The 14821-nt window shown below is 63.7% G+C and carries 13 protein-coding genes; 11 read left to right on the forward strand and 2 right to left on the reverse strand.

The annotated features are described in order from the left end of the window. Positions 1 to 97 precede the first annotated feature (97 nt). Positions 98 to 367, forward strand: coding sequence for an acetyl-CoA carboxylase biotin carboxyl carrier protein subunit (locus tag VLJ37_03535; GenBank protein ID HSA58737.1), 270 nt, complete (start codon positions 98 to 100; stop codon positions 365 to 367). On the opposite strand, the gene VLJ37_03540 is transcribed toward VLJ37_03535, so the two are convergent. Next, positions 364 to 2139, reverse strand: coding sequence for a thrombospondin type 3 repeat-containing protein (locus VLJ37_03540; protein ID HSA58738.1), 1776 nt, complete (start codon positions 2137 to 2139; stop codon positions 364 to 366). The two genes, VLJ37_03535 and VLJ37_03540, sit on opposite strands and share 4 nt — an antisense overlap. Before the next feature lie 142 nt (positions 2140 to 2281). Between VLJ37_03540 and VLJ37_03545 the strand changes: the two genes are divergently transcribed. From VLJ37_03545 to VLJ37_03570, 6 genes are all read left to right on the forward strand, one after another. Then, a complete protein-coding gene (locus VLJ37_03545; GenBank protein HSA58739.1) occupies positions 2282 to 3154 on the forward strand; it encodes a hydroxymethylglutaryl-CoA lyase in 873 nt (290 codons plus the stop codon). A gap of 44 nt (positions 3155 to 3198) precedes the next feature. Beyond that, positions 3199 to 3780: a YceI family protein gene (locus VLJ37_03550; GenBank protein HSA58740.1), complete on the forward strand. Its 582-nt coding sequence runs from the start codon at positions 3199 to 3201 to the stop codon at positions 3778 to 3780. Beyond that, complete coding sequence (locus VLJ37_03555) at positions 3777 to 4475, forward strand: pirin family protein (GenBank protein ID HSA58741.1); 699 nt, start codon at positions 3777 to 3779, stop codon at positions 4473 to 4475. Before VLJ37_03550 ends, VLJ37_03555 begins: the two co-directional genes overlap by 4 nt. Positions 4476 to 4584: 109 nt before the next feature. After that, positions 4585 to 5688 carry a hypothetical protein gene (locus tag VLJ37_03560; GenBank protein HSA58742.1) on the forward strand — a complete coding sequence of 368 codons (1104 nt, stop codon included), beginning with the start codon at positions 4585 to 4587 and terminating at the stop codon, positions 5686 to 5688. A gap of 95 nt (positions 5689 to 5783) precedes the next feature. Beyond that, positions 5784 to 6794 carry a hypothetical protein gene (locus VLJ37_03565; GenBank protein ID HSA58743.1) on the forward strand — a complete coding sequence of 337 codons (1011 nt, stop codon included), beginning with the start codon at positions 5784 to 5786 and terminating at the stop codon, positions 6792 to 6794. A gap of 76 nt (positions 6795 to 6870) precedes the next feature. Next, positions 6871 to 8109 (forward strand): hypothetical protein, encoded by a 1239-nt coding sequence (locus VLJ37_03570; GenBank protein HSA58744.1) that lies wholly within the window; start codon positions 6871 to 6873, stop codon positions 8107 to 8109. Positions 8110 to 8127: 18 nt separating this feature from the next. Here the strand turns inward: VLJ37_03570 and VLJ37_03575 are convergent, their stop codons facing one another. Continuing rightward, positions 8128 to 10749 carry a hypothetical protein gene (locus tag VLJ37_03575; GenBank protein HSA58745.1) on the reverse strand — a complete coding sequence of 874 codons (2622 nt, stop codon included), beginning with the start codon at positions 10747 to 10749 and terminating at the stop codon, positions 8128 to 8130. A 152-nt stretch (positions 10750 to 10901) separates the two neighbouring features. Here VLJ37_03575 and VLJ37_03580 point away from each other — a divergent pair, with 152 nt between their 5' ends. From VLJ37_03580 to era, 4 genes are read left to right on the forward strand one after another with little or no spacing between them, the layout of a single operon-like run. After that, the gene (locus VLJ37_03580) at positions 10902 to 12056 is read left to right on the forward strand and encodes a cysteine desulfurase family protein (protein HSA58746.1); all 1155 of its coding nucleotides are present in this window, start codon (positions 10902 to 10904) and stop codon (positions 12054 to 12056) included. A gap of 15 nt (positions 12057 to 12071) precedes the next feature. Further along, positions 12072 to 13172: a tRNA 2-thiouridine(34) synthase MnmA gene (gene mnmA, locus VLJ37_03585; GenBank protein ID HSA58747.1), complete on the forward strand. Its 1101-nt coding sequence runs from the start codon at positions 12072 to 12074 to the stop codon at positions 13170 to 13172. Beyond that, on the forward strand, positions 13169 to 13879 hold the full coding sequence (rnc, locus tag VLJ37_03590; GenBank protein ID HSA58748.1) for a ribonuclease III: 711 nt from the start codon (positions 13169 to 13171) through the stop codon (positions 13877 to 13879). Before mnmA ends, rnc begins: the two co-directional genes overlap by 4 nt. Continuing rightward, positions 13872 to 14771: a GTPase Era gene (gene era / locus VLJ37_03595; GenBank protein HSA58749.1), complete on the forward strand. Its 900-nt coding sequence runs from the start codon at positions 13872 to 13874 to the stop codon at positions 14769 to 14771. Before rnc ends, era begins: the two co-directional genes overlap by 8 nt. Positions 14772 to 14821: the final 50 nt, after the last annotated feature.

Genomic DNA, 14821 nt, shown 5'->3' on the forward strand with positions numbered 1-14821 from the left:
GCCCGGGGCGGGGCCTCTCCCCCGGAAAGCGATCTGAAGACCGAAGATCATCGAGGCCGCGAAAAAGTCCCGCGCCGACGCCTGCGCCCAAGCCGTCATGGCGGAGAGGAAAAAGGTCTATCTGGCCGCGCACCGCCCCCACGGCGCGGCGGGACCGGAGGAGGCGGCGGCCCCGATGCCGGGCACCGTCCGGAAGGTCCTCGTGGTCGAGGGCCAACAGGTCGCCGCCGGCGATCCGCTCGTCGTCATCGAGGCCATGAAGATGGAGCACACGATCGATGCGCCCCGGAGCGGCTCGGTCAAAAAAATCCTCTTTCAGGCGGGAGACAAGGTGGGGATGGGGGAGAGGCTCGTTGAGATCCTTTAAGGCATGCAAACCAAGTCACGGTCTAACTGGTAATAGACCGCCGCGCAGAAATCCGTGATGCATTCTCCGCCCGAGAGGGCGTGATTTTTCGAATTGCTCTCCAGGGCGTTGCACTTGGCCCAGCAGTCCTGCTCGCGGTCCTCGGGGAGGGCGTCGCTCTCGATCAACTGTTCGCATTGATTCAAAGCCTGCTGTTTGGGCGCCGGGCCGTCCCAGGTGATGGTCTCGACGCAGACCGGGCAATCGGTGAGGGGCACGCAGGCGTCGCCGACGCCGTCGCCGTTCGAGTCCTGCTGGTCGGCGTTCGCGACCGAGGGACAATTGTCAGCGTCGCCGCAAAGGCCGTCCTGATCCGCGTCATTGGACGGGTCCGCCGGACAGGGGTCCTGGGAATCGCAGATCCCGTCGCCGTCCGCGTCATTCAAGGGGTCTTCGGGACAGGGATCCAAGGCGTCGCAGACCCCGTCTCCATCAACGTCCAGGAACGCGTGGGTGACCTCCCCCGTCGAGGGGTCGCAGGAGTCCGCGGTGCAGGCGTCGCCGTCATCCGTGTCGATGGGCGCGTGGCGGGCGCCGGTGAGGGGGTCGCAGGAATCGACGGTGCAGGCTTTTCCGTCGTCGATGGGGACCGCCGCGTGCAGGATGTCCCCCGTCTTTGGGTCGCAGGAGTCGACGGTGCAGACGTCGCCGTCGTCGACCCGAACGGGCGCATGGGCCGGGCCTGAATCCGGGTCGCAGGCGTCCACCGTGCAGGCGTTCCCATCGTCGATGTCGATCGGCGCATGGCTGACCTCTCCGGTGTCCGGGTCGCAGGAATCGTCGGTGCACACGTCGCCGTCATCCAGGGGGGCGTTGCTGCACAGGAACGGGGGGATCGAAGGGAAGTCGAAGGGCAGGATGTCCGCGGGGACGGGGAGTCCGGCCGGCTCGATCGCCCCGGGGTCCGTGTCTCCCCGAATCGCCAGACACTGCGGGTGGCCGAGGTCCAGCGCGGCCCCCGTGAAGAGGTTCGCGCAGAAGAGCTCGCCGTTGAAGATCCCGAGCAGGACGTCGAAGTCCTCCTCCCACACGTTGATCCCTTGGAAGCCTTCGCCGGCCGCGTTGGCGGTCTTGACCCATCCGTCGCCCAATGCCTCGTAGGTGACGAGGGCGTGGCTCGCCTCGGTCCCCAGGACCCCGTCACCGGGACAACCAAAGAAGGTTTCGGAGGATTGAAACGCCTCGGGGCTGATGAAATCATACCTCACGGCGGCGTAACACCCATCCTCAGCGCCGCCCATGAGGATACGGATCTCGCCCTTTCCCTTGTTCTCGAGGGAGGGGGGAAATTCGAAGACGGCGGAAAGGGCCCGCTGGAAGAGGCCGCCCTCCTTGAGCCACAGCCGCATGCAGATTTTTCCGCCCGCGCTGTGTCCCGGGCAGCCCGGGGTTTTGCCCGTGCCCAAAAAGTCGAAGTCGCCGAAATCGATATAGGCCTCGCCCGCCGGGAAGGAGAGGACCGCGTCGGGGGCCTCGCTCGCCGGGATCACGAGGCCGGCGAAGAGGGAAAGGATGGCGTCGATCCGGTCGAATCCGGCCTGGGCAGTCGACGAGATGGCGGTGATCTCGTCTGAAAACTCCCCGCCCGCTTCGATCGTCTTGAGCCCCGCTTCCCGCGGGACGGCTCTCGCGCCGCTCGTAGAGGAAGCCAGGGCGGCTGGTCCCGCCGACGGAGGCAGCGTCTCGCGGATGTCGATCGTCACGCTCTCCGGCAGGGTAAGGTTCGTCGGCAATTCCAGGGGCGGACTTGGCGGCGCTGCTGGAGACGGACATCCGGCCAAAAAGGCGACCGTTAAGAGGCCTATCAGCTTCACAAGCCTCATGAGTTATTATAGTCCCCATAGAAGGCTAGGCTCCAGGGGGAATGTTTCGAAAATGAACAGCTATCCAAAGGTCGTTAAAATCGTCGAGGTGGGCCCGCGCGACGGGCTCCAGAATGAGAAGGGCGTCGTTCCGACGGACGACAAGGTCCGGTTCATCGACATGCTCTCCGACTCCGGGCTTTCCGTGATCGAGGCGACCTCCTTCGTATCGCCCAAGTGGGTGCCGCAACTGGCGGATGCCGCCGAGGTCTACGCGAACATCGCCAAGAAGCCGGGCGTCGCGTATCCGGTCCTGATCCCGAACCTCAAGGGGCTCGAACGGGCCGTCCTCTCGGGGGTGAAAGACATCGCCGTCTTCACGGCGGCCTCGGAAACATTCAACAAGAAGAATATCAACATGACCGTGGCCGAGTCGCTGGAGGAGATCCGGCGGGTCGTCGGCCAGGCTCGTGGGTACGGCATGGGCGTCCGGGGCTATGTGTCCACGTGCTTCGTGTGCCCCTATGAGGGCAGGGTCGCGCCCGAGCGGGCGGCCGTCGTGATCGAGGATCTTTTGAAGATCGGCGTCGACGAGGTCTCCGTCGGCGATACGATCGGGGGGGCCTTGCCGGAGGACGTCGATCGGCTGATGTCCATCCTTCTGAAAAACATACCGGCCCCGAAGCTGGCGGTTCACTTTCACGACACCCACGGCCACGCCCTCGCCAACATCCGCCAGTCGCTGGAAATGGGGATCTCCATCGTGGATTCCTCGGCCGGCGGTCTGGGCGGCTGTCCCTACGCCCCGGGCGCCTCGGGCAACGTGGGTACGGAGGCGGTCCTGTCATTCCTCGCTGAACTGGGAGTGGAAACGGGCGTTTCTCCGGAAAAGGTCGCCGAGGCGTCGCGATTCATCAGCTCCGTCTTGAAACGCACCCCGCCCTGACGTATAGTCCCTCCTCCTAAAACTAATTCCATAAGGAGAGAGCGATGAAAAAGACCGCCATTCTTGCCGCCGCGCTGCTGTTCGCCGCCGTTTCCGCTTCCGCCGCCGAATACACGGTGGACGCCGTCCATTCCCACGTCGGCTTCAAGGTCCGGCACATCGTCACGAAGGTGCCGGGCGAGTTCAAGGACTACGAGGCCTCGTTCTCATTCGATCCGGCCAAGCCGGAGACCTCGAAGGGCAAGTTTACGATCAAGACCGCCAGCATCGACACGGGCAACGCCAAGCGGGACGAGCATCTCCGGAGCCCCGACTTCTTCGACGTGCAAAAGTTTCCGACGATCACCTATGAGGGCACGGCCTTCAAGCCCGCGGGCAAGGACAAGTTCAAGCTCGAGGGGAACTTCACCATGCGCGGCGTGACCAAGCCCGTCGCCTTCGACGTCGAGTTCACGGGTCTCGGCAAGGACCCATCCGGCAACAACCGGGTGGGATTCTCCGCGTCGGCGAGGATCAACCGCAAGGATTTCGGCATCAACTGGAACAAGACCCTCGACACCGGAGGCGTCATCCTGGGCGACGACGTCGATATTACGCTCGAGATCGAGGCCGTGGAAAAGAAATGATCCAAATCCGCAAATCCGCCGACCGGGGCCACTTCGATCACGGCTGGCTCGAGACCTACCATACGTTCTCATTCGCGGATTACCACGATTCCAAGTGGATGGGGTTCCGGACGCTCCGGGTCATCAACGAGGACTTCGTCCAGCCCGGCGAGGGCTTCCCCACGCACGCCCATCGCGACATGGAGATCGTGACCTACGTGCTCGAAGGCGCCCTTCAGCACAAGGACAGCATGGGGAACGGCTCGGTGATCGTCCCCGGCGAGGTCCAGCGCATGAGCGCGGGCAAGGGCGTCACGCACAGCGAGTACAACCGTTCCAAGGTCGACGCCGTTCACCTCCTTCAGATCTGGATACTGACGGAGAAGAAGGGGATCGAGCCGGGTTACGAGCAAAGGGCGTTCGGGGACGAGGAGAAGCGCGGCCGGCTCCGGCTCATCGCCTCCCGGGACGGCCGCGAGGGCTCGGTGACGATCCATCAGGACACGGATCTCTTCGCGACGATTCTCGGACAGGGGGGCAAGGTGGAACACCCGCTCAAAGCCGGAAGGCACGCCTGGGTGCAAGTGGCCCGGGGTGAGGCCGTGGTGAACGGCTACAAGCTGGAGCAGGGCGACGGGGCGGCGCTGAGCGAGGAGACGTCGGTCGAAATCGTCGGAAGGAGAGACTCCGAGGTCCTGGTTTTTGATCTGCCCTGATTCTTCTGCTTTCCCTGAGCGAACTCCAACGCTGGGAGGGGATATCGAGAAATTATGACGCTATGCGCCTTGATTCTTACCAAGGAGCCATGAGAATGGGGCAATTTTTATGGCTGTCATCACTCCATCCCTGTCCGCCTGGACCTTGTCCGCGCAGCCGGCCCTCGTGCAAGACTTGGGGTTTTCCTTCCTTGCCGGCTTACGGGGGGGACTGCCCCACACGCCCTATCTTTCCGAGGAGACGCGACAGGGCATCGACAACCTCCTGCGGCGTGAGGCGCCGGTCCGTCAGATCGGCGACGCCCTCATGATCTCCCTGGCCTCGGAGTGGGCGAAACACCAGACCGCCGTTTTCGGGTCAGAGAGGGTCAGCTGCGTTTGGCATGGCGCGGAGAGACTCTTCCAGCCTCTCACGGCCGATGCGCCGGCGCCGTCGTTTTCCGATTTTGAATCCAAGAAGGCGCGTTACCTGGAGGACTTCGGCCATCTCGATCTGATGGCCCGCGCCATTCTCGAGGTGCGGTTTCCGACCGAAGCGCTCGCCGGCACCCCATTCGACCTGCTGCAGGAGGATTTCGCCTATCTGGATGATGCGGTCCGTCCTCTGGGTTTCTTTCCCTGCACCCGTCTGGACCGTGGAGAAGGTCAGGAAGAATCGGTCTTCCGGTTTTTTTCGCTTTCGGCGCTGGAATTGGGGCTCTACGTCTTTTTGGGCACGTCGGCCCCGCGTTTTTGCCTGGGGCCGGGAAGCTCCTCTCCTCGAAAATTCAACGACGTGCACAAGGCCGGCTATCATCTCGTGGGGGCGCCGGTCGACCGGCGCAAGGTCCATGGAGTCTGGACCCCGCCCCTCAGTTACATCTGGCACGGCATCTGTCATGGGGCCTTCTGGGCGACGCACGAATCCCCCGTCGAGCGGTTGGCCGCGACCCTGTTGTACGAGTCGGCGATGCGGACGATGAACGGCGAGCGGAAACTCGACGCCGTCGCCCTCCAGATGGGGCACCTCCTCGAACTCGAGTTATCCACGAACGGGGGCGTTTGGGGCATCCTCAACGGCCTAAAGGAGGCCCTTGAGCCCCGGCGCTTTCATGCCCTTGCCAGGGACTACGACCGGCGGCTCGAAGCGATTCCGGAGGGTCTTCCGGACGACGGCTACGCCGCAACCCTGAGGAATAAGATCACAACTTTGGCATCCGCCGCACGATACTGACGAACGCGTAGGCGGTCGATTGCGTCAGTACTGGGCTAAAGCATTGTATTTTTTGGTGTAGCCCCGTAATCCCGCCGCTTTTGAAAGATACTTGTATGACCGTGACTTCAGCCATGTTGCCGGGGCTGCTTTCCCGCACCGGACCTTCGCTTTTTTCGCCGGCGATGGTCTACGAGCGGACGGACGTCCGTTACTTCAGCACGAGCACCTTTCTGGATGCCTTTCTGCCGGACCCGTTCACCGGATCGGTACGGATGCCGCATTTGGCGGAAGAGACGCCGGGGGTGCCCTTCGGCGCGCAGATGTCGGTGCGTCTCCTGGGGCCCGAACGGGTCGAGGAGGCGCGGACAACGGTCAAGGCCCTGATGGAGGACGCGGGCCGGATCGCGCGGGAAGGGGAGAATTGGGGTCACTCGATACCATTGCCGCTCACGGCCACGGAAGGCTTGTGGTCCCTTGAGGAACGCCTCGAGGACCAAGACGAGATCAGAATCACCCTGAACAAACGCGGCGGTGCCTTTCGCCGTCTTACGTTGAGGTCGGATGGGGGATTCGATCTGTCCGCCGGATGGCGCGCCGCAGTGGCTCAGGTCGCTCAAGCGGTTTCCGTCGATGCCGGCGGTCGTACGGAAACGAGCAGCTTCCACGTCGAATTTTCGGGTCCCTCCGTGGAGAAGCTAAGGACCTTCCTGAAGATGGACGGCCGGCCCGAACAGGAAGCGGTGTTGGAACTTGCCGCCCGGATTTACGCCTCGGGTCAATACGCCGAGGAGGACATGGGAGGCGGCCTTCAATTGTTGGGGCAAGGAGAGGGTGAATGGCAGGATCTCCTTTCTTTCGACGGGCGCTGGCATTTGCCCCAGGGGCTGTCGGTGGAGAAGGTGAACCCCTTCCTCGTCGGCACCACGGGTTCGTTGCCGGAATTGGATGAGGTGGACCAGCGCGTCGCGCTGGCCGATGTCTTTTGGGAATCGGTCCCTGACTGGGGGCATCTGGTCGTCCACTTAAATAACCTCCCCGGCCGAGGGCTGATGCCCCTGGTCCCTTCCCTTCGCGAAACGCTCTGGGAGGGGGCCCTCCGTCTCCTCCACGGCCAAGCCGGTTGATTTCAGAGCCTCGGTTGATTTCCCCTCGGTTCATTATGGAGTAGCCGCACGGGGTTTAAAAAATTAGAATACGCGGATGGGTCGGCCCAAGACGTACCGATGGCTCGTGGTGCTTTGGATGTTCGGCAGCCTGATCGGTTGCAGCGGAGCCACAGGTCCCTCGAACCCCACGATTCCCGGTGACGACGGCGGCACCATTCCGTCGGCCCCTCCGGCACCGCCGGTCGAGATCCCCTCGTTCCTCCAGTTCCCCGTCAGCGTCGATATTGACGTCGACAAGGTCGGGTCGTCGGGATCGGGCGCCCTGGCCTCCCTCGTCTCGGTCGGCGATGACGTCTCGGAGGCCATCGAGCACGGGGCCAGGGATGCAGGGATCGCGGGAGCGGTCAGCCAAACCATCCTGGACCGGATCAAGACGGTGGAGGTCCCCGTGGATCCGAGGGTCAGGACCTTTCAAGGTCTCATCACCGATGAAGGCGATATCCTTGAAATCAAGATCGACTTTTCCCGCTTCGACTTGAACGGGGACGGCGCCGATGAAACGTGCACCGGATGCACCTGCCCGGTGGGATGCGGCCTCTTCGAGTGCCCTCCCGAGGCCGCGCTTACCGATCTGCAACCCATCTGCTATCGGGTCTGGGTGCGGGACCGAGCGAATCCGGGTCCCTTCGAGCGCTTTCTGGCGGGGATGATTGACCGATTGCCGGTCAGGGACGACACGGCGACCCCGGAAAACGAAGACAATGCCGGCAACGGCCGCTTTCGCTTCCTTGTCTCTCTCCCGAACCCGCTTCTGAAACCCCAGCCCGGGAGATTTTCGGTGTCGACGAATGAGGTGATCTACAGCCACATCGACCCCACGGACCCGTTCCGTCAATCGACGGAATTCTCTGAATTCCGCGAAATCGTCCAAAGCGGCTTTCCCGTCCCGTTCACACAGGAAAACCAGCACATCAAGGTCGAGGCGGAGGGCCTTGCGGGGGCGGCCTCCCCAGAGCAGGTCCTGAAGACGATCCGCTCCACAACTTTCCTGCGCCCGGATGGAGGCGGAGAGTCCGAGATCCAATACCTCGCCCGATTCCGAGACGACGCGGACCACTGGAGCGGGTCGGTGGCCAGCACGGCACCGACCTTCGACTTCAACTTTGATTCGGCCTGCGCCTCGATCGCGAGCGGCCTGGTGACCGACCGGGAGAATTGCCTCACCGGAGGCGTCGACGTGGGCGAGGCCGGCCTCCGGTTCCTCGGCTTCGCGGACAGGGACGGCGTGGCGTTTCCGGACCAGGGCGAGTTTCCGAACGATCCGACCTTTTAGCGTAAGCCCCGGCTTATTTCAAAGGGGACAGCGTCCGCAGTCCAGGGAACAGGTCTCGCAGGTCTCAAACTTCGCGTCGCAGACGTTATCCCCGCAACCGGGCGGGGGGCAAGTGCCGCAGTCGGATGGGCAACTCTCGCACGTCTCGCCGAGGGCGCAGAAGGCGTCTCCGCAGACGGCGCAAGGACCGCAGTCGCCCGGACAGCCGGAGCAGCTCTCGGAAGGATCGCAGAAGAAGTCACCGCAAACGCTCGCCCGACAACATAAGTTGAAATCGCAGAATTGCCCTTCGGCGCACGGCACGTCAAAACCGCATTCTCCCGGCGGATTCCCCGTTATGGGACACTTTTGGCAAGTGGGGTCGAACTGGCAGTCGTCCACATCGTCGCAATCGGTGAGCCCGTCGCCGTCGTTGTCGGAGCCGTCGTTGCAGTCGACATATGCGAATTCGTGTTTGTGGCAGCCAAAGACGAATTCGCAGTCAGAATCGTCGCAATCGATCTTGCCGTCAGTGTCATCGTCGATCCCATCGAAGCAGTTGTACTCGTAGGCGGGCGGAGGCGGTGAACAGCATCCGTCGGCGCAGGTGGCCCCGGGACCCATGAAGGACTCACAATCGGCGTTTGAGGCGCACTGCGGCGGCGGCGGCCCGCCGAGGGGACAGCTTGGCGGCGGGGGCACCCCCCCCGCGACGCAACAGGCCTTCCCGTTTTTCTGCTCAACACAATCGAGCTCCACGGAGGACCCCGCCGTCGACTCGAGTGCCTCGCAGGTGTTCTCATTGCCCTCGCAATAGACGCCGGTGCCCAGCCCGATCTCGGTCAGCGGGGGGCAATCGTCCGGGCTGTCCGTCCAGCAGAATGAATTGCCCAAATTCTGCCTCTCCTCGCACACGCCTCCGGCCGCCGAGCAGTTCTGCAGCCCCGGGCAGAAATTTCCGGAGGCGGCGACGCAGCAGGCGTAGGCCCCCTGGCTGCCGCAGTCGATTTCAGGCAAGGGGGTCACCAGACCGGTGAGCGCGCCCTCCAGCCCTTCGCAGATTCCCTCCCCGGTTCCGGCCAGGAACGGGTCCGCAGCGCAATAGACGCCGGCCCCAAGAGAACCGATCTGGGGACAGCCGGGCGCGTAACAGAACGAGGAGCCGAGTCCAAACCGTTCCTCGCAAGTCCCGACCCCCGGCGTGTCAATCCCTTCGCAGTCGTCCGGACAGAAATCCGCGGCCCCTCCGCTCGGCTCGCAAATGCAGGTCTCCTTGTTGCATCTGGAACCTGGGCCGCATTGGGCCTCGGGGATATGACGGTCAATGCCGCATTCCGGGCAGTGGTCCCCCGTCTCGCACTCCTCTCCCGGCTGGAGGAAGCAGTCCCCGCAACCGGCCGGCAACGTCAGGCAGATGCAGAATCCGTCCTCGGCGCAAAGACAGTCGGGGGCCCCGCAGTCCGCCGCGACCTGCTCGGCGTCGCTCCCCGGAACGCATTCGGAACCCGGGAGAGGGATCTCCTCGGGGGGCGGTGGCAGTTCCTGGGCCTTCAGTGACGGAGGGGGTTCGGGAGTCGGTTCGGGCGTTGGGGCCGCGACGCAACATGCGTCCGTGCAGGCGAATCCCTTCGGGCAGTCTTGATCGGTCGCGCACGGCGCACAGGAATCGGACCCCGCCGTTGCCTCCACGCAGCAGCCGTCCACGCAGTCCAAACCCGCGGCGCTGGGTCCGCAATCGATGACGGATTGACAGTCCAGAAGCTCACACGGCGGCTTGCAGATGAAGATCCCCTCGGGGGCCTCACCGCAGACGTCGCCGGTCCCGTCCCGGTCCCGATCGGCCTGGTCGGGATTGGCCGCACCGGGACAGTTGTCGATCGCGTCGTCGACGGAATCGCGGTCGGCGTCGACAAAACAGTCCGCGGCCGTCAGGTCCGGCTGGCCCGCGAATTGGCAGGTGACGGTCTCCCCCACGAAGACCGACCCCAGAAATCCGGAGAGTTCGATCGTCCTCGGCCCGCACGCCGTCGGATCGCCGGCGATCGAGAACCTCCATTGGGAGCCCGGGGCGATCGCGATGGGATTCCCGTCCGGACTGATTCCGTCCATGCTTTCTTCAAGGACGATGAGCAGCCGAAGCGCGCCGCACGGGTCACAGTCCAAGACTGTCAACTTGCCGCCGCCCCTGGCGGCATCGGCGAAGCGGTAACCGTCCATCCCGCAGTCGGTCATGGTGACGGCGAGATCTTCCAAGATAAGGTTGCAGTCGGTCGCCACGGATGTCAGGTCACAGGCCCAGGTCACGTCGAGGGAGCCTCCCTGGGGGCACGAGAAACCGGTCGAGAAATCATCCACGCACTGGTCGAAGAGTGCCTTGTCGCGGATCGCGATGAGGTTGAGTCCCGATTCCCCGGACGGCGGTGACAGCGGTGTGTCGAAATCCAAGGTCTCGAGAAGCGCCAGGGAGGTCGTGAGGCCGACGGCCTTGACGGCGCCCGTGGCCATGACCTCCGGTCCCCCCACGGGACTTCCTTCCGGTTGCGTCCCCGTCGGCTCCGTCGCCGGCGGAGCGTTCGATCCGCAACCCGGCGAGAGAGTCGAACAGGCCGCTAGGATTCCGACGAATAAGACGAAGGGTAAGGATTTTCGAGCGAGGTGCACAGGGCTAATCTACTCCCGTTGAAACTTGACGTGAAAGGAAAAAACAGAAAAATGGCATGGAGATTATCAAAATGATAACTTTTTCTGGCGATCCCGGCGGGCCCTGCCTGGGCGGTTGATTTCGGCTTGGGGTTCCACTAGCCTCCGGCCCCGTGCGGAGAGTCTATTTCGATTACAACGCCACGACGCCCGTTCACCCCCAAGTTCGCGAGGCCATTCTGCCCTTCTTGGGCGAGGAATACGGCAACCCCTCCAGCGTTCACGCCGTCGGTGCCCGCGCGCGGAAGGCCCTCGACGACGCACGGGAATCCGTCGCCCGGCATTTGAAATGCGGTCCGCGGGAAATCGTTTTCACCAGCGGCGGGACGGAGGCGAATCACCTGGCGATCCGCGGCGCGGCGGCCGTCGCGTTTGTCGCGCGGGGTCGGAGACCCGTTCATGTCGTGACGACCGCCGTCGAGCACAGCTCCGTCCTCAAGGCCTTCCAGGTCTTGGAGGACGAGGGCCAGGCGCAGGTCACCCGGCTGGGCGTCGATTCCCTCGGCCGGGTCGATTTCGACGCCTTGCGCGCCGCCCTCCGGGACGATACCGCCCTGGTGTCCGTCCAGTCCGTCAACAACGAGACGGGCAATGTCTACCCGGTCGCCGAGATTGGCCGGCTTTGCCGCGAGCGCGGCGTTCTCTTTCACACGGACGCCGTGCAGGCGCTGGGGAAGATACCGGTCGATCTCTCGAACCTCCCCGTCGATCTCGCGAGCTTTTCCGCGCACAAGATCTACGGCCCCAAGGGCTCCGGCGCCTTGTTCGTCCGCAAAGGCATCGCCCTCTCGCCCCTGATGCCGGGCGTGCAGGAGATGGAGAAGAGGGCGGGCACGGAGAACCTGCCGGGGATCGCCGGTTTCGCCGCGGCGGTGGACCTCGTGCACCGCGAACCGGAGAAGGAAACCGCGCGGCTCGACGGGCTTCGGGGTTTGTTCCAACAGGGGCTCGTGCGGAGCATCGACGGCGTTCGCTTTCACGGGGACCCCGACCGCCGGGTCGCCAACACGCTCAATGTCTCTTTTGACGGCATCGCGGACGAGACCCTCCTATTGTCGCTGGACCGCGAGGGGATTTGCGTCTCTTCCGGCTCCGCCTGCGCCTCCGGGGCGGTGGAGGCGTCGCACGTGCTCTTGGCCATGGGGGTCCCCAAGGCCGAGGCCAAGGGGGCGATCCGCTTTTCCCTGGGCCGCGGGAGCTCCGAACACGATCTTGAGTATGTCCTTGAAAAACTCCCCTCGATTGTAGGTAGACTCCGCGGATTGTAACTCTTTATGCCGATTATGCCGACCCTTTGCAAAAATACCGTCGTCGTCGCCATGAGCGGAGGGGTGGACAGCTCCGTCGCCGCCTTGCTCCTGAAGGAGCAGGGGATGGACGTCATCGGGATCTCGATGAAGACCCACGAGGAGACCTCGGGGGGCGCCTGCGCCTCCTCCAAAACCTGCTGCACGGCGAGCGACCTGAGCGACGCCCGTCGCGTTTGCCAGATCCTGGACATCCCCTTTTATGCCGTGAACGCCGTCGACGAGTTTCATGACAAGGTCGTGACGTACTTCGCCAAGGAATACGGCCAGGGCCGGACGCCCAACCCCTGCGTGATGTGCAACGACCACCTCAAGTTCGGAGGGCTCCTGAAGCAGGCGCGGGCGCTCGGGGCCTACTACCTGGCCACCGGCCATTACGCCCAGAAGGTGCGGGACCGGAACGGCAAGTATCGCCTGGTTAAGGCCAAGGACCGCGACAAGGACCAGACCTATTTTCTCTTCGGCCTGGGCCAAGAGGAGCTCGAACACACGCTCTTCCCCTTGGGCAAGTACACCAAGGACGAGGTGAGGGAGTTCGCGCGGAGCGCCGGGCTCGCCACCGCGGAAAAACCGGAGAGCCAGGAGATCTGCTTCGTGCCGGACAACGACTACGCCGGCTTCATCGAAAAAAAGATGCCGGAGTTCAGGGGCGAGCCGGGCGCCTTCGTGACCGAGGGCGGCGAGGAGGTTGGCGGGCACCGGGGCATTCACGCCTATACGATCGGCCAGCGCCGGGGCCTGGGCGTTTCGGCGGGCGAGCGGATGTACGTGAAGGAAATCGTGCCGGAGGAGAACAAGGTCGTCCTGGGGCTCAAGGATTCCCTCCTCAAGAGCGGGCTTACCGCCAAGGACGTGAAATGGGTCAATCGCGAGCTCGCCTCCGGCGGCATCGAGGTGGAGGTCAAGATCCGCCACCGGCACGCGGGCGTGCCCGGCACGCTCTACCTCGTGGACGATCACACCGTGCGCGTGGAGTTCAACAAGCCGGAAGGCCCCATCACCCCGGGGCAGGCGGCGGTGATTTACCACGACGACGAAGTCCTCGGGGGCGGATGGATCGAGAAGGGTCTCAGTTGAAACTCGCTCCCGAAGAGAAAAAACGGCTCCGGCAGGTCGAGAGATCCGTCGATTATTCGTTCAAGAAGCCGGGCCTGCTCAAGAAGGCCCTCACCCACAAGTCTTACGCCAACGAGAACAAGCTGCCTCCGGACGAGCAGAACGAGAGGCTCGAGTTCTTGGGCGACGCCGTCCTGGAACTCGCGGTGAGCGAACTTCTGATGGAGAAGTACCCGGATTATTCCGAAGGGGATCTCTCCAAACTCCGAGCGGCGGTGGTGAACGAGAAGCAGCTCGCGCGCTTCGCGCGCGCTTTCGGCCTGGGCGACAAGCTCTACCTGGGCAAGGGCGAGGAGCAGACGAGCGGGCGGGAGAAGCCGTCACTGCTGGCGGACGCCGTTGAAGCGGTCTTAGGGGCGATCTACCTGGACCGCGGTTTCGACAAGGCCAAGCAGGTGGTCCGCAAGCACTACTCCAAGCTCCTGGACCATGCGGCGGACGGCGAACTCTACAAGGACTACAAGACCGAGCTCCAGGAAAAATCCCAAAGCCTCTACCGCTCGATCCCGCGCTACCGCATGGCCGCCGAGACGGGGCCCGACCACGAAAAGACCTTCGAGGTCGAGATCGTCATCCGGGGCGAGGTCCTGGGCCGCGGGACCGGACGGTCCAAGAAGGACGCCGAACAGCAGGCGGCGAGGGAAGCGTTGGCGAAACTGAATGCATAAATCCGGTTACATCGCCATCGTCGGCCGTCCCAACGTCGGCAAGTCGACCCTCCTGAACGCCTTGCTGGGCCAGAAGCTCGCGGCGGTTTCCCCCAAGCCGCAGATGACGCGCGAGCGCATTCTGGGCATCAAGACCTTGCCCGGCGCCCAGCTCTTGTTTCTGGACACCCCCGGTTTCCACAAGCCTCACCGGAGCCTGAATGAACGCATGTTGGAGGCCGCGAAGGATTCGTTGGGGGAGGCGGACGTCGTCCTCGTCCTGATCGATCCCCGCCCGTCCGTTTCGCGGGACGACGCGGAAATCCTCCGGACGGCCAAGGACAAAAGAAAATCCCTCGTGGTCGCCATCAACAAGATTGACACCGTCGACCGCCGGTCCCTCCTTCCCCTCATGGACTCCCTTTTGAAGGACTTCGGCGCCGAGGCCGTCATCCCCGTCAGCGCCCTGAGCGGCTCGGGGCTGGACCGCCTGGAGGCCGAGGTCGTTCAACGCCTTCCCGAGGGCCCGGTGTATTTTCCGGAAGACCAGGTCACCGACCGGTCGGAGCGCTTTCTCGTGACGGAGATCATCCGCGAAAAGGTCATGGACCTCCTCCGCGAGGAGGTGCCGTACTCCACCGCCGTCGTCATCGAGTCGTTCCAAGAGCCTGCGGCCGCCGACCGCAAGAAGGTGACCCGCATCCAGGCCGCCATCGTCGTGGAAAAGGACTCCCAGAAGGGGATCGTGATCGGCAAGGGCGGTCAAATGATCAAGAAGATCGGCGAGGCCGCGCGAAAGGAGCTGGAAACCCTCCTGGAGGGCCCGGTTTACCTGGAACTCTTCGTCAAGGTGGATACGGACTGGACCAAAGACCCGCGAAAAATCGAAGAATTCTCGCAAAACACCCAATAAAACCGCCTGTATACGCTTTCTTGCCCATTGCGTCGTTTGCGCACGCAACA

This window comes from bacterium (assembly GCA_035454885.1).
Lineage (GTDB): Bacteria > UBA10199 > UBA10199 > JACPAL01.

Bases quoted from the DNA above. Each gene is read 5' to 3' on its own strand.
- VLJ37_03535 (HSA58737.1), top strand. From the start codon at position 98: ATGGCGGAGAGGAAAAAGGTCTATCTGGCCGCGCACCGCCCCCACGGC.
- VLJ37_03545 (HSA58739.1), top strand. From the start codon at position 2,282: ATGAACAGCTATCCAAAGGTCGTTAAAATCGTCGAGGTGGGCCCGCGC.
- VLJ37_03550 (HSA58740.1), top strand. From the start codon at position 3,199: ATGAAAAAGACCGCCATTCTTGCCGCCGCGCTGCTGTTCGCCGCCGTT.
- VLJ37_03555 (HSA58741.1), top strand. From the start codon at position 3,777: ATGATCCAAATCCGCAAATCCGCCGACCGGGGCCACTTCGATCACGGC.
- VLJ37_03560 (HSA58742.1), top strand. From the start codon at position 4,585: ATGGCTGTCATCACTCCATCCCTGTCCGCCTGGACCTTGTCCGCGCAG.
- VLJ37_03565 (HSA58743.1), top strand. From the start codon at position 5,784: ATGACCGTGACTTCAGCCATGTTGCCGGGGCTGCTTTCCCGCACCGGA.
- VLJ37_03570 (HSA58744.1), top strand. From the start codon at position 6,871: ATGGGTCGGCCCAAGACGTACCGATGGCTCGTGGTGCTTTGGATGTTC.
- mnmA (HSA58747.1), top strand. From the start codon at position 12,072: ATGCCGACCCTTTGCAAAAATACCGTCGTCGTCGCCATGAGCGGAGGG.
- era (HSA58749.1), top strand. From the start codon at position 13,872: ATGCATAAATCCGGTTACATCGCCATCGTCGGCCGTCCCAACGTCGGC.